The following is a 17,774-nucleotide window of genomic DNA, read 5'->3' as shown; positions in this document are numbered from 1 at the left end:
GTCAGGTGGGCTGGGGGCGGCCGAAGAGCAGGTCGTAGCCGTCCGGGAGCTGCAGCAGGATCTGGCCCAGCAGGTCCTCGCCGGCGGCGTCGGCGACGGTGGACAGTACGGCGCTGACGTCCCAGGCCGCGGTCTGCTCGGTGGCGCCCTCGATCCACGCGGCGGTCGCGCGGACGAACCGCTCCGGGGACAGCGGCTCGGCGCTCTGCAGCGGATTGAGCAGGATCAGGGCGAACGCCTCGGGCAGGCGCGCTGCCAGCTGGGCGCGGACATCGCCGATCAGGTGTGCGCCGAGGAGGGCGAGCACCACACGGGCCGCGCGCTCGGCTTCCTCCAAAGTGCCGTATTCGCCGCGTTCCTTGACGTGACCGAGGAACGCTTCGCATCGCAGAGTCATCGCGGCCGTCACCCCTTTTTCTTCGGACTGCTCATGAGGGTGCGGAGAGCGGGGTAAGGGGGAGATCAGGTGCCCGCCTCCGCACCCGTCCGGCCGGTGTCAGCCGGAGGTCTCCTTGCGGCCGGATCCGGCGCCGATGGAAATCTTGCGGGGCTTGGCGCGCTCGACGATCGGGACGCGCAGGGTGAGCACACCCGCGTCGTAGTCGGCCTGGATGCGCTCGGTGTCGAGGGTGTCGGCGAGCACGATCTGACGGGAGAAGACACCCAGCGGCCGTTCGGACAGCTCCGTCTGTACGTCGTCGGCCTCCGCCACCGGGCGCCGCTCGGCCCTGATGGACAGTCTGTTCCGCTCGACGTCGATGTCGATCGCGTCCGCGGTGACACCCGGAAGGTCGAAGACCATCACGAGCTCGTCGCCTTCGCGGTAGGCGTCCATCGGCATCGCCCACGGCCGGGACCAGGTGCCCGGGCCCATCAGCTGCTGCTCCAGCCGGTCCAGCTCACGGAAGGGGACAGTGCGCATCAACATCGTGAAAACACCTCCAGCGGGTCCAGGCCGTTGCTGCCAATGCGCCTCACGGACACCGTTGTAACATGTCATCCGATGGATGACAAACATGATGTCGTCGACCTGATGACAACCCGAGGGAGGTGCCCGTGACCGCAGCCGACCAGCAGTCCGCCACCAGCACGAACGCCCACAGCCCGGCGTCATTCCTCGCCGCCGCGGCGGCCCTCAACGCCATCGACGACGCCCTGCGCGACGCCCAGCGCGACGCCCCGGACACACCCGAAGACCCCGGCCCGGAACCGGAGCAGGCGCTGGCCTCCCTGATGTTGCTGCGGCAGGTGCGCGAGCAGCTCGCCGGGTGGGAGACCGGCCTGATCGAAACAGCCCGCAACGCGGGAGCCAGCTGGGCGGATCTCGCCCGGCCCCTCGGCGTCGCCAGCCGCCAGGCCGCCGAGCGCCGCTACCTGCGCGGCCGCCCCGGCCCGGCCGGGACCACCGGCGAGCAACGCGTGACGGCCACCCGCCAGGCCCGGGCCGCCGAACGTACGACCGCCGCCTGGGCCCGCGCCAACGCCGCCGACCTGCGCCGCCTCGCCGGCCAGATCACCGCCCTCACCGACCTTCCCCCGGCCGCCCGCCACCCGCTCGGCGAACTCCACGCGGCCCTCGCCCACGACGACCCCCTCCACCTCATCGCCCCCCTGACCGCCACCCGCCCCCACCTGGCCGCCGCCCACCCCGACCTCGCCGCCCGTATCGACACCCTCACACCCTCCTGAGGCCCACCCGTCGCGTCCCGCTGCGCCGGAGCCTGGAACGGGTGCCGCGCGGCACACAGTCGAGGCCCGGCTCGGGGAGCCCCACGAGGGCGGTCCGCAGCCGGACGCCGCCGCCCCGGCACCACCGGTGGGCCGGCCGCCGGTGCGGCGCCATCGCTGGCCCGCCTGGTCGACGGCCTCTCGCCGCTGCCGGCCATGCTGCTGGACCACCGCTACGACATCCTCGCCTGCCACCCCGAGACGGCGCGGCTGTTACCGGATTTCGAGGCCGTACCGCCGTCACGGCGCAAGGCGATGTGGCTGTGCCTTCTGCACCCGGCGATGCGCGGCTTTTACGCCGACCGGGAGCAAACGCTGCGGGACGGGATCGCCCACCTGCGCGCGGCATCGGCCGCCCACCCGGAAGACCGGGACCTGTCCGGCCTCATCGCCAAATTCGCCATGCAGGACGAGGACTTCGCCCGCCTGTGTTCGTAACGGGAGGCCGGCGTCAACGGACGCGGCCGGAAGGTGCTGCGGCATCCGGTCGCCGGTGCGATCACCGTCGACTTCGAAGTCCTGCTACCGCTCCAGGACCCGGGACTGCGCCTGCTCGTTTACCGCGCCGCGGACGAGGAGAGCCGCGCGTCCCTGGACCGGCTGTGCGCACGATGAAGGGGCCCCAACTCACGGTTGGTCGCAAGAAGCGTGACCCATCGGTGCCGACAAACGTGTCCCCGGACCAGGAATCACAGCTCACCGACCCTCACTGGTTCCAACTGACGTGTCCAGGCTCAGCTCTACCGGCGGACCGCCGAGATCAGTCCGCCGAACTACTCCTCGCGCTGCGGCGGGGTGCTGATCGGGCGGCCGTAGGCGGCAGCGCGCTCGTGCAGGGTGTGGCTGTCGGCCTCCCGGCCGTGCCCGACCAGCCGGCCCACCGGGTCGTCGGGCAACTCCGAGACCCACAGGGACGCCGCCGATCCCGGCTCGGCGGCCGCGCCGAAGCGCTCGATCACTCCGCGCGTGCCCAGCGGCAGCCCTATCCGACTGCCTGCCGCCGACTGCGCGCTGATCCGGGCCGGCAGGACCGGTTCGCCACCGGGCCTGCTGTGCCGCCCGTCTCGATCTTCGGGTCACACAGCCTATGGCCGAGGTGTGGCAGATCAGTCCAGCAGCGCCAGGAAGCCGCGTCGGCAGATCGTCGGCCGACGTGACCGCAAGCGTCGCGGGTCTCCGCCCTGCCGTCAGCGGCGCCCAGGCACCTGCCCCCGGAACCAAACACCCACCACAGGACCAAACGCTCCCTACTGTGTTCTGCGGGTCAGTCAGCCGAAAGCGGCGATGGCCGCTCTCACCGGAGTAGACCGGCTCATCGGTTGGGCTCTACCTCAACAGTTTGAGGAAATCCGCTTGCCCGCCCCCGGGGTACCTGGTGTCACCGGGGGACTGGTTAGCCATGTACTCGATGCCGGGATCATCATCCGGAGCTTCGTTTCCCTGGCGGTTCCCGGGCAGGTCAGCCCCGCCGCAGTGGTTCAGTGGTGTGGTGAACGGCACCTCGCCCAGGTTGTTGCTCACAGGCCCGCTCCCGGTCGTGGTGGCTCCGCTCGCGTGCGCGTCCGGCCGGTTGGCGCACAGCGTGCCGAACGCCGGCGAGAGAAGGACACCGAACCCGCCGGCTGACGCGATGGGCGCGGCGGCCATGCTTACACCCGCCGTCGCGACGGTGAGGGCGAGTGCGGTCATGGCTCTGTGTGTGGGCATATGCCGACAACGACTCCGGCACCACGGGGACATCACCGACTACGCCAACCGGACAACACAACATCGGCTGGGGGGCCATAAACATGCCCCGACAGCACCTGCCCGGCCCTCACATCGATCGGAGCTGGTTGCCGGCCGGTCGCGGGTGGCGCGGCGGGTCCATTGCGGGGCCGAGGTGATGCTGATGCCGAGGAGGTCGCCGAGGACGGCAGCGGGCAGGTCGTTGGCCAGGGCGAGCAGGGCGGTCTTGCGGCTGGGGTGGGCGGGCAGGTGAGGGCGGCGGAGTTCGGCCGCGAGGGCGGCGGGCGAGCGGTGGCCGTCGCGGAGGCGGTCGGTGGTCAGCTCGGTGATTTTGGAGAGCGGCATGCCGTACAGGAGCATCAGGGCTCCTGCTGCCCGTACGTCGAGTATGTCCAGAGGCAGGGTGTCGTCGCACAGGCAGTGCTGCAGGTGAGTGGTGTATTCGGTGTCGCTGAACCAGGTGTGGGCCTCGCCGCGGGCCCCGGGCTGACGTAGTACGCGCCGGTCAGACGGCGTTGGTGGGCCCAGCGCAGGAAGGGGCGAGCATGGCGGCGTTCGAGCGGGCCGGTCAGCCACAATCAGCCACAAATCGACCTGGTTTTGAGTGAGGCCGGCCAGGGCGGTGTGCTGGTCGTCCAGCTACAGAAGGAAAGCGCCGGCGATGCGTCCGCGTTCGGTCGGCGGACAGCTGCTGCTGGCCGGGCCTTCACCGGCCGCACGCAGGCTCATCATGCGTACCGGGCCCGGGCCGTTGATGCAGGTCCTTCCCGGCGTTGCCGCCGCGGTGCGCTTTCCGGCCCGGGACGGCCACACCTGGCGCGGTGCCGGCCCAGTCGAGGAGGAGACCACCCTCTTCGCCGCGTGCCGGAATATGCCTGACGACCGAGTGGCCCAGGCTTCACAGCTCGGGGGCGCCTTCGCCGGGGCTGGACTCCGCCCGCGACAGGGTGTCCCCGGCCAGGGAGCTGAGGCAGGCCACCGCTGCGCCTGGACACGAGTCGCGGCAGGCCGATGGGCACAGGGCCGCCGGCACACGCCCCTGAATCAGGCTGTGCCGTCCCGGCGATACCCGTCATGAGGTCCGCGGCCGGCCTCGTCCCGCACGAGCAAAGACAGCAGGGAAGCCACGGTCAGGCCCGCTTCGGCCGGGTGGCGCAGGATCTTGCCGGGTTCGATCCGGTACGTGTTGGTGCGGCCTTCGCGGGTGTGGGAGAGGTAGCCGTCGCCCTCCAGGTCGGTGATGATCTTCTGCACGGCGCGTTCGGTCAGCCTGCAGTACGCGGCGATGTCACGGATGCGGGCGTGGTGGTTGTCGGCGATGGCGGCCAGCACCCGGGCGTGGTTGGTCACGAACGTCCATCCGGTGTGCGGCTCGGGAACGTCACTCATACCTCGATACTAACGACCAATGGTTCACGCACAGAAATACATGTACTCTTCTTCGTGTATTGGTTTACGTGAATGAGCTGGATGGGCAAGCCTGGAAGCGAAGGCAGGTGAGCCGACACAGAAAAAGAGGAAGGCCATGCCGGAGCCGGAGCCTGCACACAGCACCTCCCCCCTCACCAGGCGCGACGCCGGAGGCGACACCCCGCAGTCCGCGCCGGCGGCGCAGCTCGCACCGAGCCTGGTGGCCATCGAGGTGGCCGCGGACAGCGACCGCACCGACATCGCGATCTGGGGGGACCTCGACCTGGGCACCGGCCGGCACATCGAGCCGGTCGCACTCACCGCCCTGGACCACAGCGTCCGCGGCCTCGACCTCCATCTCGACGCCGTGCACTTCTGCGATTGCGCCGGCCTGGGCACCCTGCTGCACCTGCGCAGCCAGGCCCTGGACCAGAACAAGACCGTCACCCTGCGCACCAGCAGCCGCGCCATCGACCGCATCCTGGACCTGACCGGCACCCGGCGCCTCTTCACCGCCCCCGGCCCGGACGGCCAGGACGCGGCGCACTCCCCGATCACGGACCGCGTCCCGCACAGCACCGACCAGGAACTGCAGGAGGAGGTGATCCACCTGCGGCGCGCCATGCAGACCCGCCCGGCCATCGACCTGGCCCGCGGCATCCTGATGGCCACCTTCACCCTGAGCCCCGAAGACGCCTGGGCCGTCCTGGTCGCCACCTCCCAGAAGACGAACACCAAACTCCACCGCATAGCCCAGGACCTCGCCGACAGCGTCCAGGGGACCGCACTGCCCGAAGACACACAGACACAGCTCGCAGCGGCAGTTGCCACAATCAAGGCCACCGGCACCGCCGCGCCGACAGCACCGTCCCAGCGCAGCGGTGTCACCGGTCAGCGCATCCGCACCGCATCACGCGAGGCATAGCCCCCGATGCGAGCCCGCACCGGTGCCGGACGGGCGAGGTACGCGCCCGGCGAAGACCGCCCCGGCTATGCCCGGCCCACTGCGCCGGGCGCTCCAGCTCCACCTCACCGAGACTGCACAGCCTCGTACACACGACGCATACTGCCCGGGTGGGAAGCGATCGATCGGGCGATCTGCCAGGCACCGCCGCGGACCCGTGCGGCGAGCGGGAGCGGCTGCTCGACGAGCGCGAAAAGGCGGTCGAACATCGCGAGCGCCGCGCCGACGAACGGGAACGGCTGGCGGATCAGCGTGATGAGGCCGCCGACCAGCGAGAGCACCTCGCGGACGCCCGCGAAGACGCCGCTGACCTGAGAGAACGCCGGGCCGACGAGCGGGAGCGGGCCGCTGACCGGCGCCAGGCCGCTCTCAGGAGCCGCGTGGGGTGAGGGCCGGCCGCGGGACCGGACGTGAGGCGACGTCCTGGCCAGCGATCACGTCGAAGAGGGCCCGGGCCACCTCGGCCCCGAAGGCGTGCACGTCATGACTCATCGCCGAGAGCGTGGGGTGGGTGAGCCTGCACAACTGCGAGTCGTCCCAGGCCAGCAGGGACAGACCGTCGGGTACGGAGATGCCCAGTTCGGCAGCGACGCCGACACCGGTCACCGCCATGATGTCGTTGTCGTACAGGATCGCGGTCGGACGGTCGGGCGCGAGCAGCAGGGAGCGGGTGGCGCGGGCCCCTTCCTCGCCCGCGAATCCGGCGGCGAACTGCCGGGGGCCGTCGAGTCCGAGTTCGCGCAGCGTGGTCTCGAACGCGGTGTCCCTCCCGAGTTCAGATCAACCTGCCGGAGCCGCTCACCGCGCTCCCTTCCTCTTCGGCACCGACGCCTGGACTGCCCGCAAGGCGCCGAACATCCGCCCCTTCGCTCGCGGCCGGCGAGCCGGTCGCGGTCATGGTCGGAGCCGTAGGTCGTGCGGGCGGTCGGCCGCCGCGGTCTCGGCTGCGAGCACCAGGTCGTGCTCGCGCGTGAGCCGGGGACGGAACAGGAGTTCGCCGTCGGGGCCCGCGTATCCGGCCACCGGGAACTGGCGGAGATGGCGGTGGTCCACGAGGTCGCCCGTCACCATGCCCAGCCGGACCTCCGGCCCGCCCCCGTACGCGCGCAGCAACAGTTCCCAGACCGCCTCCCTTCCGGGATGGTGCCCGGCGACCGGAGAGAAGGGCACATCGACGCCGAAGCGGCCGTCCTGATCCACCTGGCAGGAGGTTTCGAAGACCCGCTCGGGCGCGCCGCGCAGTCGGGCCTGGAACCGGTAGTGGTGAGCGCGTGCTCTCCACCCGAGGAGCTGTCCCGTAAGCCGGAGCGTCTCGTTCTCGACGGCGCATGTCACGACCTCGGCGTGTGCGGGTCTGTGCCAGGCGCGCAGCGCGAGCGTCCCGTTCGGTGTCGGGTACGGGATCCAGGTCTTGATGCCCTCTCGCCACGAGGAGAGCTGGTGCGCCGGTTCCAGGAGGTGTGCAGTTTCGATCAGTCCTGCCCGGACGGGACGTGAGGCTCTGCCGTCGCACCGGGCCAGCAGTACGTCCCAATCGCCCTCGGCGAGTTCACATACGCGCTTGTCGAGGGTGACGTGCAGAGAACGGGCGCCTTCTGCCGTATCGCGTTCGACCGGAAGCTGGATGGGCTCGGCACGCTCGGGGTCGCGCGGCCGCAGCGTGAGGCTCCAGGCTCCCGGCCCGAGGTGCCGTGGGGGCAGCGCGAAGACGAGTGAGCCGTCCGTCGTCACCCGGCAGGCCACGGTGGGCAACGACGGGGCGAGCTGTGCGGGGCCGAGGCGGCTGACGAGCAGTCGTACGCGACGCCGCCACCGCGCGCCACCACCGGCGTTCCGCGACGAGCGTTTCCCGGCCGCGGCGCGTGCGGTAGCGCGGTCGGTGAACAGTGCCTCGTACTGTGCGGCGATCAGCTCGGGCCGGAAGCGTTCGGCGGTGCGCCGGGCTGTCCCGGCCATCCGCCGGCGTGCGGCTTCGTTCTCGATCAGGTGGCGGAGCTCGTCGGCCAGGGTGTCCTGGAGGGGGCCGTGGTCCGGGACGAGAAGCCCGTTCTGACCAGGCGTGATGAGTTCGCGGGGGGCGTGGCCGCTGTCGGTGCTCACCACCGGCAGCCCCCAGCTCATCGCCTCCACGAGGGATATGCCGGACAGATCGGCGCCACTGCCGGACACGACGGCGATGGCGCCCTTGGCCCACTCCGCATCCGTAGGGGCAGGGGTCCCCATGACCAGGACGTGGTCGTGCAGGCCGAGTTCTTCGACGCGGTGTCGGAGCCGCTGCTGTTCCCCACCGCGTCCGTGGATGCGCAGGCTCCAGTCCGGATGCACCTTCGCGACCTTGGCGAAGGCCTCCAGGAACCGGTCGTAGCCCTCTGCCGGCAGGAGCCGGCCGGCCGCCAGAACCACTTTCGAGTTGCCGGTGGAGGGTTCGGCACCGGGTACGGGAGAACACACCGGGATGCTGGTGAGCCGCACCGGAGCGTGGGGCAGCGCGGCGCGGTGCGCGCGTGCGGCGGCCCGGGAGAAGGACACGTAGGCGTCGAGACGGGCGATGGCCGCCTCCAGTTCGCGGCGCAGCGGGGCGCGGTGGGACGCGTGGGCCCGGTATTCCTGACCGATCCGAAGGTGATCGGCGCGGCCGTGTTCGGCGAGGAAACAGACCGCGTGGGGCTGGGTCGCCACGACCACGTCGGCGTCGGTGTCGCGCAGGTGGGCGGCGAGCCGGTCCTCGCCCAGTCTGCTGGGCGGTGTCGGGCCGGTGTAGGCCGTGTCGTACGGGCACACGGCGCCGGGCAGCCACTGGTCGACGATGGTGCCCGCGTAGTGCGGGGAGGCGGGACGCAGGTCGACCATCGCCCGCACCGTCACCTCTTCGGCCACCGCGAACGGCATCCGGTCGGCGGTCCGGTAGAGGGAGACGATCTCCACCTCGTGGCGTGCGGCGAGGGCGGTGGCGAGGCTGGTCGTGTTCCGGACCGCGACGCCGGCCGTGTAGGCGTCGTGCAGCAGGAAGGTGATCTTCATGGCCCCGTCGCCCACTCAGCCGACCAGCCGGGCGCGCAGCGCCACAGCGCGCTCGACCAGGCCGGAGAACAGGTCGGGACGCAGGACCACCAGGATTCCGGCCACCGCGACGCAGGCGATGACGACGGCTTCCCGGCCACCCCAGGTGCGCCCGTGCGGCAAGGGCCGGCCCGCCACGCGCCGCGCGCGAAAGGCCGTGCCGGGGGTGGGCGAGGCAGGCGCGTGCCCTTGTGGGCCGTGTCGGTTGTCGTGCATGCGTTCAGGCTGGTCGCCGGAGGGGTCCACGCGTATCCGGCAGTCATCCGGACCGCGTCCGCCGGTCGGCTGGTCCGCACCCCCCAAGTGGCCGGGCCGTACCCGCAGGGACGGCGAGGGGCCAGGGAACCGGCAGGGGGCCGGCGGGGGCCGTTCAGCGCGGGCGTGCCGCGGGGCGGGTGAGCTGCTGCATCAGCCATGGGAGCGGGCTGCGCCGGAGAAACGGGCGGGTGGTCCTCGAACGGTACGGAATCGGCGGCGAGCAGGCGGTTCGGTAGCCTTGTGCCGATTTCACCAGCCGAGCGCGGCGTGCACCATCCACCGGTGCGCCTCCGCGCATCCGCCGACGGGCCGGAGCCTTCCCCCTAACGGCTGGAACCGGCCCGCCGGGTGTCCGGAGTCCCTGGCGGCCGCACCACCGCGCGCCCTGCGAGACTTACCGTCGACAGCAGGCGATCACCGTACAAGAGCCTCATTTGTGGCTGGCGGCGTACGGGCCGCTCGCAACCGATGCAGGCAGGCAACAGTAAGGCGGACCGGGTGTGATCCGGGTAGTGGTGGTGGACGACGAGGCGCTGGTGCGGTCCGGTTTCGAACTGATCCTGAACACGTCCGACGACATCCAGGTCGTGGCGACCGCGGACGGGGCGCACGCGGCCGAGGTGATCCGGCGCGAGGCCCCGGACGTCGTGCTCCTCGACATCCGTATGCCGGACGTCGACGGCCTGACCGTGCTGCGCCAGGTACGGGCCCTGCCCGAGGCGCCCGTGGTGGCGATGCTGACCACCTTCGACACCGACGAGTACATCCTGACGGCGCTGCGCTCCGGGGCCGCCGGCTTCCTCCTCAAGGACACCGAGCCCGAACAACTCGCCCACCTGGTACGTACGCTGGCCGCCGGCGGGGTGGTGATGTCCCCGAAAGCCTCGCGTGCTCTGCTGCGCAGCCATCCCGGGGCCGGTGCACCGCAGGACGCGGACGTGGCGCGGGTCGCCCTGCTCAGCGACCGGGAACGTGACGTGCTCGTCCTGGTGGCGGAGGGCCTGTCCAACGCCGACATCGGCACCCGCATCCACCTCAGCGCGGGCACCGTCAAGGACCACGTCAGTTCGATCCTGACCAAGCTCCGGGTTTCCAGTCGCGTCCAGGCCGCACTGCTCGCCGAGCGGGCCGGGCTGCTCGGCGGCAACACGGAACAGGACACAGGATGGTGAGCGTGGGCAAGCCGCTGTGGCGGCGCGTACCGCCGTGGGCCGTCGACACCTGCCTCGTGGCCTTCGCCGCCCTCGACGCCTGGATCAGTCTCCTCGACGAGGAGCACCCCTTGGTGCTGGCCTGCGCCGCCCTCGGCTGCGCCGGACTGTTCCTGCGCAGGCGCTTCCCGCTGGCCGTCTTCCTTCTGACGCTGCCCATGACCTTCTATCTGGACGTGGCGTTCGCACCGATCACCGCCCTGTACACCCTGGCCACGCACAGCCGCAATCGTCCCTTGCTGGCCGGCTGCGCCCTGCTCCACGCGGTGGTCGGCTCCCTTGACCCGTCTTCGCTGTCCGACACCTTCTCCGACAACCACGCCTGGACGCTCGTCCAGGCCGTCTACACGCTGGCCACGGCCTTCGCCCCGGTCCTGTTCGGCCAACTCGTACAGGCCCGGCACGACATGGCCCAGCAGCTCATGGAGGTCGAAGAGGCCCGCGAACACGAACGCGCCCTGTACGCGCAGACCGTGCTCGCCCGTGAGCGTGCCCAACTGGCCCGCGAGATGCACGACGTCGTCTCCCACCAGGTCAGCCTCATCGCCGTACGGGCCGGAGCACTGCAGGTCGCCGCCAAGGACACCGACACCCGCGAGGCCGCCCGCACCATCCGCTCCCTGAGCGCGAACACCCTCGACGAACTCCGCCACATGGTCAACCTGCTGCGCGCCTCCGGCGGCAGGACCACCGAACTCACCCCCCAGCCCACCCTGGCCGACCTGCACCACCTGGTCACCACCAGCGGCATCGAAACGACCCTGACCGGCGACCTCCCACCCGACATCAGCACCACCGCCCAACGCACCATCTACCGCACGGTCCAAGAAGCCCTCACCAACGTACGCAAACACGCGCCCGGAGCCCGCGCCGAGGTACGCCTGTGGCACGACGCGGCCCGCTTCGGCGTCACCGTCACCAACACGGCACCCACCCGCCCCTCGGTCGCCCTCCCCAGCTCCCGACAGGGCCTGATCGGCCTGCGGGAACGCGCCGACCTCCTCGACGGCACCTTCACCACCGGCCCGACCCCCCAAGGCGGGTTCCAGGTCGAACTGCAGGCGCCCGTACGGGCCGACTGAGCCGGTACGTACGGGCCGGCCGACCCCGTGCGGGCGCCCACCGGCAGCCCGGCAGCGTACTGCGTGGCGCGCGCAACCACGGCGGCTTCCGCGCGCCACTCCATCGGATCCTGCTCTCCTCGACACGGTGTTCCGAGGAGTCCTGGACGCGCAGAGCGCCGCCCCTGCTGGCCCCCTCCCTCGTCGCTGCCTCACCCCCGTCGCCCCGCCGTCACTGGGGCCGGGTAGGCGTGGGTGACCGGCGCTCGGATCACCGGCCCGGGGGCGACATCCGGGGTTGTGCCCCCGGGCTGTCAACCGTGCGGTACTGGCCCCAATGCGACCGCACGGAACAGAAGTTCTGGGCAGGAGCGAATGCAGGGATGCTCCGCATCTTCGACCTCACCCCGGACGACGGCCACGCGCTCCTCGCCCCGCTCGCCGGACCCGCCACCCTCGTCACCGCCGCCGCACCGGACGGCCACCGCCTACGCCGCCTCCTCAACACCGCACAGGCCGCCGCCCGCCACTCCGCCTCGACGCACAGCGAGCCGTAACCGCGATCACCTGACCCGATACCGGGGACCGCAGTGAGCTTGCCAAGGAAGCGTCAGGCCATGCACGTCCGTGGGCGCGGTATGACTATTCGCCCCCCGGTTGGCCCCAGGACCGTTCGGGTGAACAATCGGCGCAGGCCGGGTGGCGGTCGGCGATCCGCGCTGGTGCGCTCCGCCTCCCGGCCGATCCGCCACAGCCGGATCGCGGCATGACGGCGGGGACGTGACGGTGAGGCGATGCGGCTGGTCAGGCCCCGGGGACGGGCGCGTGGTGGGTGTGGGCGGCGTGCAGATGGTCGGCCAGCCAGCGGGCGGGGTGATCGTTGCCGCGGGCGGCGAGGATGAAGGCGAGCAGGAGGATTTCCGGGGGCAGGGCGACGGGGTGGCCCAGCCGGTCGAAGAGCCGGTGGGCGCGGTCGCGTACGTAGGTGGCCACCGGTTCGTCGTCGAGGAAGAACGGCAGGTGCAGACCGTGTTCCCGGGCGGTCTCGGCGGCGTGGGTGGCGGTTTCGGTGAGCGACTGCTCCACCGTCATGGTCTCGATGGGGGCCCGGTACGGGGTGAACCACGCCCAGTCCGCGTCCGCCGGGCCGGGGCCGAGGAGCCGGGCGGCCAGGTGGCGGGCGATGACCGGGGCGCAGTGGAAGCCGTCGCGGTAGGTACCGGTGGCGAAGTGCAGGCCCGCCACCGGGCAGGGCCCGATGAGCGGGAAGCCGTCCAGCGTGATGGGGCGTGCGCCCCACATCCATGCGGTGAGCTGGCTGCCGGCGAGAGCCTGGTCGATCTCCTGGCGCGCGCTGCGGATCAGGATCTCCGCGGCGCCGGCCACCGGGCCGTCCGGACGCGTGCAGGTGATGAAGTTGGTGGCGCCCAGGTACTGGCGCTCCGTGCCGGGCAGGGGCAGCAGGTGCAGGCCGCAGCCGGCGGCCCGGTTGGGGGTGCGGATCGCCTGGCGGGCGCCGCCGGGCCGGGTGCGCCGGGTCAGCAGGGCGGATCCGGCGCCGTGCAGCAGCGGGGGCACCGCCCCGGGCGGCAGCACATCGGCGGTCAGCTCACTGCTGCGGCTACCGGCGGCCAGGACGACCGCGCCGGCGCCGAGCGTGCTGCCGTCGGCCAGCCGGACCCCTCGTACCGTGTCCGCGCTGACCAGCACCTCGGACACGGTGTCCGGCACCATCCGTACCCGGTGCCGACAGGCGGCCGCCTCCAGGGCGGCCAGCACGGCGCGCGCGTCGACGCAGCCCTCCCGGTGCAGGTGCACCGCACGCAGCGGACGGGCCTGCGGTGCGGGGGCCAGGCCGGGGACGTCAGCGGGGTCGATGACATCGTGCGGCTCCCCGTGTTCCTCGACGGCCCGGCACAGAGCCGTGAAGTTATCGGCGGCGATCGCCCCGGCCCCGGCGCCCAGCACGACGAAGGTGCCCGGGACGTGGGAGCGCAGCGCGGTCTCGCCCGTGGGCGGCCCGGCATCGTCGGCGAGCTGCTCCAGCCACCTGGGCCACTGGTCCAGCGCCTGACGGGCGAGCGCGAACTTCGCCTGTGCCGCCGGGTGCCATCCGGTGTACCGGGTGACCTCGCCGAAGCAGTTGAGCATCGCCCCGGCAGCGGCGGTGGCCGCCCCGGCCCGCCCGGGCGGGCCGATCACCGCGATCCGCAGCCCCGGAGCACGCCGGGCCGTCTCGACCGCCACCGCCAGCCCGAGCACCCCGTTGCCCACCACCGCCACATCCACACTCGTCTCGCGCACCACGGTCCGCCTCTCGTCTGCAAGGACAACGGTGCGCTACCGGCAGCCGGACCGCAGTACGTCGCCGAACGCCGCCTGCGCGGCGGCCCGGGCCGGCGTGAGCACGAGCATGGGGGCGTTGGCGCCGCGGCGGGAGCTGAAGGCGTAGGAGGGCCGGCCCGAATCACGGCCCGCATCTGTTCGCAGGGGACAGCGGGCTCCAGACAGGTGGGCCGCCCCACCCGATGCACGGCGTCCTGGATGCCGTGCTGGCGGCAAAGCCAGCCAGGTCAGTGACCGTGCCGCCGGCCACGGCGACGACCAGGCCCGCGCGGCTGCCGCTGCGAAGGCCCGATCCTTGATGCGCCCGATCGAGGGCGTTGCCCATCACCACCGGCATCGGCACTTTTCTCAAAACCAAGATCCGGACCATGCACGGACCAACGCCCCCTCATTGGCAGCCCCAGCCAGCATTGCCACAGGTCAGCAACGCCGTACTTCCTGTTCCTGGAACTGCGGCACAGGGTCTCGATCCACCGCGTGACCGGCCGGGTGAGCAAGTGCCCATCGAGGAGAGGAACAAGCCGCGTGGCTCGGAGGAGGCGGCGCTGCGGATTCCGTCGTCCGGGACTACGCCGCCTCCCAGCTGATGTCCCAGTCGGGCTGCGGGCAGCGAGCGGAATCGGCGCCTTTCGTGAACGGAGCTGGACGCCTCGGCCCCCAGAACACGCGCTTTCGGCGGCACAACACGCCGGCCGGGCGGAGGAGATACCCGCTTCCGGCACCCTGCCCCCACCTTCGGGGAGGAATTCTCCTGTGCCGGGCAGGTGAACACCGTCCGCACCACGTGCGCGGGCCCAGACTGCAACTGCCCACTCAGTCTGGTCGCCCCTGCACGTCCACGCCGGTCGTATCCGCCAAGGTAGCACGTAACGGAAGGCGGGACTTGGCGAAGCAGAGCGATCTGTGGCCAATTCCTGCCGTACGTCCTGGTCGTCCAGTAGCCCTCCCCCATGCGCCACTCCATGACGCCATGCCTTCCCGCACCCGTCCGCGCCCCGTTTGTGCCCCGGGTCGGGGCCAGGGCCCGTCCGGTCAACGTCACCGTGGCGAATCACCCTCGCGCCGCCATTCCCGGCGTCCGGACAAGATCCGGACAAACCCCGGTGTCATCTCCCGCGCACGCTGCGCATCTGGCTACGGTGACGGGCATGCCCCATCTCCTCCTCGTCGAGGACGATCCCCTGCTGCGCGCTACGTTGGTGCGCGTGCTCCGCGGCCGCGGCCACGCCGTGGCCACCGCGGCGACCGGAATGTCCGGCCTGGACGCCGCCGTGACCGACCGGCCGGACCTCGTCGTCCTGGACCTCGGGCTGCCGGACGTGGACGGCGCCCAAGTGCTGCGGATGCTGCGGGCGGTCAGCGACGTACCGGTGATCGTGGCCACCGCGCGGAACGAGGAGCCGGTCATGGTCGCGGTCCTCGGGGACGGTGCCGACGACTACATCGTCAAGCCCTTCGGCCCGGCCCAGCTGGATGCGCGGATCAAGGCGGTGCTGCGCCGCTTCGGCACCGCCGGGCCGGAGCCCGCGCTGCGGGTCGGCGGTCTGCTGGTGGACGCGGCGGCGCGGGAGGTGACCCTGGACGGCGCGTCGCTGGAGCTGACGCCGCGCGAATTCGACCTGCTGGTGTACCTGGCCCGGCGGGCGGGGCAGGTGATCTCCCGGCGGGAACTGCTGGCGGAGGTGTGGCAGCAGCCGCTGGGCGGCACGGACAAGACACTGGACGTCCATCTGTCATGGTTGCGGCGGAAGCTGGGCGAGACGGCGCAGCGGCCGCGGTACCTGCACACGGTCCGTACGGTGGGCGTGAAACTGGCGGCGCCCGATGAGCTGGCGCTGGCAGGCGCCTCGAACACGGCGGGCGGATCGGACGTCGCGCCCGCCGGCTGCGGCGACTCCCCCACCCCCGTACTGCCCGGCACGCCGTAACCACGCACCGCGGCCTGCTCCTTCGCGCCGGCGCTACCACCGCGCTCGCACACCGCCAGCTGGTTCCGCCGGCCCTGCGCATCCGCAACCGCGCCAGCCACCGGGCTCCCGCCGACACCACCTCGCGCGTCCGTTCACTGGTCTCCCAGATCAGCCAGACATCGACCGTCTCTCGGGACGGGGCCGGGCTCGCCGCTGTCGGGGCCCTCGTCGGCAACGTCTTCACCCCCTCGCCCGACGGCGTCGGCACGCTCCACACGGCCGTTCCCGAGGGCGGCGGGAGAAGCGGACCATCGTCGAGGATGACGGGCCAGGCTTTCCGCAGGGGTGCATCCCGGCACTCGGCGACTACGGTCGCGGGGCGACGGGTCTGGGCCTGGAGATCGTCCAGGCCCAGACCACCGCGGAGCAGTCGAGCGGCTCGCCGGCAGGGGCGCGGCGGCTGTGGGCGGTGGCCGTGGCCCAGCGCGCTCCCTCCGGCCTGGCGGCCCCCGTGTCTGGAGGTGGGCAGCCGCAGGCCCGGCTCTGGAGGTGCCGCCCGGACAGGTCCTACGTCGCCGGCTGAGGGAACACCGTCCGTACCGCTCGCCCCCACTTGTTGGCCTTCAGGCCGGGGCGCAGGGCCGCCATGGCGCCGCAGTACTTGGTGAACTGGACGGCGCGCAGTCCGTAGGTGTGCAGCAGCCGGTCCGCCTCCGTGAGGTGGCCGGTCACCGCGGTCTTGGTCTCGACGAGCACCACGTCTTCGTCGGCGCGTACGCTGCGGCCGGTCCCCGCGTCCTGGCAGACCAGGCCGGCGTCGCAGGTGATGCGCCGGCCGTCGGCGACGAACGTGGCGCGCTGGTAGTCGGTCACCAGCGACGGGACCAGTTCCCCGGGCGCGGCGATGCCGTACGTACCGTGCAGCACGGCGGCCAGGAAGTCGCGCGGGCCGCGTCCCAGCGTCGCCTCGTCGGACAGCAGGGGCCGCCTTCGCTTGTCCGTCTCGCCGCGCCGTCCCTTGAGCTTGATCTCGAACTGCCGCTCGCCGGAATGCTCGTACAGCCGCTCGCGGATCTTGTAGCGGTTCCGGCGGCCCTGCCGGTGGTCGTGGAAGGACCGCAGGTCGAGGGTGTCGTAGTAGACGGAGTGGTAGCCGAACCACCGGCGGCCGTTGATGCACAGCGCCTGGAACGGGCCGCCGGTCCGGTGCGGGTCGGTCAGCCGGGCCGCGAAGTCCGCGAAGACCTCGACCGGTACCAGGTAGCTGTGGTCGATGCGCGCCATCAGCTCCGCGCGGGCCTGGAGCTCGCAGAGGGTTATCGGGCGTGCAGCCATGGCGGCGTCGGCGACGGCCTGTAAGGCGGGGATCACACGGTCTCCTCGGAGAGGGAGCGGGGCTGCGGGTGAGCGTCGGAGGGAGCGGGCGTGCGGGTCCGTCGGGAATGCTCGTCCGGGGGTGCCGTGCGGGTGGGCGCCGTGGACGTGTCCGGAAGGCGGAAGCGGACGTCCACCACCATCAGGTCCCGGACGTAATCCACCTCGTTGACCGTCCAGTTGAGGGGGGCGCCGAGTCTGCGCGCCAGGTCGTCGCGGACCGCCTGGGGGTCGGCGTGCACGGTGTCCAGGGTGACGACGATGCGGCGGGTACGGGCCATCAGGCGCGGGTGGTCGGCGCCGTACATGACCAGGAGCAGCAGCCCGGCGAGCGCCGCGGCGACGGAGAACCTCAGATGCGGCAGGCCGCACAGCAGGCCGAGCACCAGGGTCGTGAAGTAGTACGCGACCTCCTCGTGCTGGACCGAGTCGGAGCGCAGCCGGACGATCGACAGCACCCCGAACAGACCGAAGCCCAGGGCCATGCCACCCTCGCCGACCTGGGCCAGCGCCGAGACGACCGCGAACAGCGCGACGTTGAGCGCCAGGTAGGCGGGCACCAGATCGCGGCGCCGGTGGCGCGGGTAGTAGATGGCGAACGTCAGCACGCCCACCGCGGCGAGATCGAGCGCCAGATGAGCGGCGAGCTGCCCCAGCGTCTCCATGAAACGTCTCCTTCGGTCGCTGATCGGTACGCGTCAGACGCTAGGAACGGACGGGTTAA

The 17,774-nt window shown here is 71.8% G+C and carries 17 protein-coding genes and 3 pseudogenes; 7 read left to right on the top strand and 13 right to left on the bottom strand.

Annotated elements, in window-relative coordinates:
• Position 1: 1 nt before the first annotated feature.
• On the bottom strand, positions 2–397 hold the full coding sequence (locus tag CP984_RS38430; protein ID WP_030178222.1) for a DUF2267 domain-containing protein: 396 nt from the start codon (positions 395–397) through the stop codon (positions 2–4).
• Positions 398–496: 99 nt separating this feature from the next.
• Positions 497–928 (bottom strand): Hsp20/alpha crystallin family protein, encoded by a 432-nt coding sequence (locus CP984_RS38425; RefSeq protein WP_003979526.1) that lies wholly within the window; start codon positions 926–928, stop codon positions 497–499.
• Positions 929–1,056: 128 nt separating this feature from the next.
• Here CP984_RS38425 and CP984_RS38420 point away from each other — a divergent pair, with 128 nt between their 5' ends.
• Positions 1,057–1,689: a hypothetical protein gene (locus CP984_RS38420; RefSeq protein WP_030312058.1), complete on the top strand. Its 633-nt coding sequence runs from the start codon at positions 1,057–1,059 to the stop codon at positions 1,687–1,689.
• Between the two features lie 156 nt (positions 1,690–1,845).
• Positions 1,846–2,343 (top strand): annotated as a pseudogene (locus CP984_RS38415) (MmyB family transcriptional regulator).
• 158 nt (positions 2,344–2,501) lie between these two features.
• Here the strand turns inward: CP984_RS38415 and CP984_RS38410 are convergent.
• From CP984_RS38410 to CP984_RS38390, 4 genes and pseudogenes are all read right to left on the bottom strand, one after another.
• Positions 2,502–2,759, bottom strand: a pseudogene (locus CP984_RS38410) (SAM-dependent methyltransferase); the annotation flags it as partial.
• 295 nt (positions 2,760–3,054) lie between these two features.
• Positions 3,055–3,417 (bottom strand): hypothetical protein, encoded by a 363-nt coding sequence (locus tag CP984_RS38405; RefSeq protein WP_030179314.1) that lies wholly within the window; start codon positions 3,415–3,417, stop codon positions 3,055–3,057.
• Between the two features lie 57 nt (positions 3,418–3,474).
• Positions 3,475–3,816 carry a hypothetical protein gene (locus tag CP984_RS38400; protein WP_030658007.1) on the bottom strand — a complete coding sequence of 114 codons (342 nt, stop codon included), beginning with the start codon at positions 3,814–3,816 and terminating at the stop codon, positions 3,475–3,477.
• 684 nt (positions 3,817–4,500) lie between these two features.
• Positions 4,501–4,845, bottom strand: a complete 345-nt coding sequence (locus CP984_RS38390; protein WP_003979531.1) for a helix-turn-helix transcriptional regulator — start codon at positions 4,843–4,845, stop codon at positions 4,501–4,503.
• Between the two features lie 136 nt (positions 4,846–4,981).
• Here CP984_RS38390 and CP984_RS38385 point away from each other — a divergent pair, with 136 nt between their 5' ends.
• Entirely contained in the window at positions 4,982–5,791 is an 810-nt protein-coding gene (locus tag CP984_RS38385) for an ANTAR domain-containing protein (RefSeq protein WP_078575629.1), read from the top strand.
• Between the two features lie 104 nt (positions 5,792–5,895).
• Here CP984_RS38385 and CP984_RS38380 read toward each other — a convergent pair whose 3' ends face one another.
• From CP984_RS38380 to CP984_RS38365, 4 genes and pseudogenes are all read right to left on the bottom strand, one after another.
• Positions 5,896–6,111, bottom strand: a complete 216-nt coding sequence (locus CP984_RS38380) for a hypothetical protein (RefSeq protein WP_003979532.1) — start codon at positions 6,109–6,111, stop codon at positions 5,896–5,898.
• Positions 6,112–6,199: 88 nt separating this feature from the next.
• Positions 6,200–6,598 (bottom strand): annotated as a pseudogene (locus tag CP984_RS38375) (substrate-binding domain-containing protein); the annotation flags it as partial.
• A 126-nt stretch (positions 6,599–6,724) separates the two neighbouring features.
• Positions 6,725–8,851: a glycosyltransferase gene (locus CP984_RS38370; RefSeq protein WP_129820878.1), complete on the bottom strand. Its 2,127-nt coding sequence runs from the start codon at positions 8,849–8,851 to the stop codon at positions 6,725–6,727.
• A gap of 15 nt (positions 8,852–8,866) precedes the next feature.
• Positions 8,867–9,106: a hypothetical protein gene (locus CP984_RS38365; RefSeq protein WP_129820879.1), complete on the bottom strand. Its 240-nt coding sequence runs from the start codon at positions 9,104–9,106 to the stop codon at positions 8,867–8,869.
• A gap of 554 nt (positions 9,107–9,660) precedes the next feature.
• Between CP984_RS38365 and CP984_RS38360 the strand changes: the two genes are divergently transcribed.
• The 3 genes from CP984_RS38360 to CP984_RS41670 all read left to right on the top strand — a co-directional run bounded on the left by CP984_RS38360 (position 9,661) and on the right by CP984_RS41670 (position 11,977).
• Complete coding sequence (locus tag CP984_RS38360; protein WP_032924181.1) at positions 9,661–10,320, top strand: response regulator; 660 nt, start codon at positions 9,661–9,663, stop codon at positions 10,318–10,320.
• Positions 10,314–11,441, top strand: coding sequence for a sensor histidine kinase (locus tag CP984_RS38355; protein WP_003979536.1), 1,128 nt, complete (start codon positions 10,314–10,316; stop codon positions 11,439–11,441). The genes CP984_RS38360 and CP984_RS38355 overlap by 7 nt, the downstream gene beginning before the upstream one ends.
• 362 nt (positions 11,442–11,803) lie before the next feature.
• Complete coding sequence (locus CP984_RS41670; RefSeq protein WP_156100279.1) at positions 11,804–11,977, top strand: hypothetical protein; 174 nt, start codon at positions 11,804–11,806, stop codon at positions 11,975–11,977.
• A gap of 247 nt (positions 11,978–12,224) precedes the next feature.
• Here the strand turns inward: CP984_RS41670 and CP984_RS38350 are convergent, their stop codons facing one another.
• Positions 12,225–13,724, bottom strand: a complete 1,500-nt coding sequence (locus CP984_RS38350) for an NAD(P)/FAD-dependent oxidoreductase (RefSeq protein WP_157849533.1) — start codon at positions 13,722–13,724, stop codon at positions 12,225–12,227.
• A 1,190-nt stretch (positions 13,725–14,914) separates the two neighbouring features.
• Between CP984_RS38350 and CP984_RS38345 the strand changes: the two genes are divergently transcribed.
• On the top strand, positions 14,915–15,694 hold the full coding sequence (locus tag CP984_RS38345; RefSeq protein ID WP_003979538.1) for a response regulator transcription factor: 780 nt from the start codon (positions 14,915–14,917) through the stop codon (positions 15,692–15,694).
• 549 nt (positions 15,695–16,243) lie between these two features.
• On the opposite strand, the gene CP984_RS38340 is transcribed toward CP984_RS38345, so the two are convergent.
• Positions 16,244–17,047 carry a polyphosphate polymerase domain-containing protein gene (locus tag CP984_RS38340; protein ID WP_003979539.1) on the bottom strand — a complete coding sequence of 268 codons (804 nt, stop codon included), beginning with the start codon at positions 17,045–17,047 and terminating at the stop codon, positions 16,244–16,246.
• Positions 17,044–17,715, bottom strand: a complete 672-nt coding sequence (locus CP984_RS38335) for a DUF4956 domain-containing protein (protein ID WP_003979540.1) — start codon at positions 17,713–17,715, stop codon at positions 17,044–17,046. The genes CP984_RS38340 and CP984_RS38335 overlap by 4 nt, the downstream gene beginning before the upstream one ends.
• Between the last annotated feature and the right edge of the window lie 59 nt (positions 17,716–17,774).

It is taken from the genome of Streptomyces rimosus (genome assembly GCF_008704655.1).
GTDB lineage: Bacteria > Actinomycetota > Actinomycetes > Streptomycetales > Streptomycetaceae > Streptomyces > Streptomyces rimosus.
The sequence above is the reverse complement of the archived record's forward strand: the minus strand, read 5'-3'. Positions and strand labels throughout refer to the sequence as shown.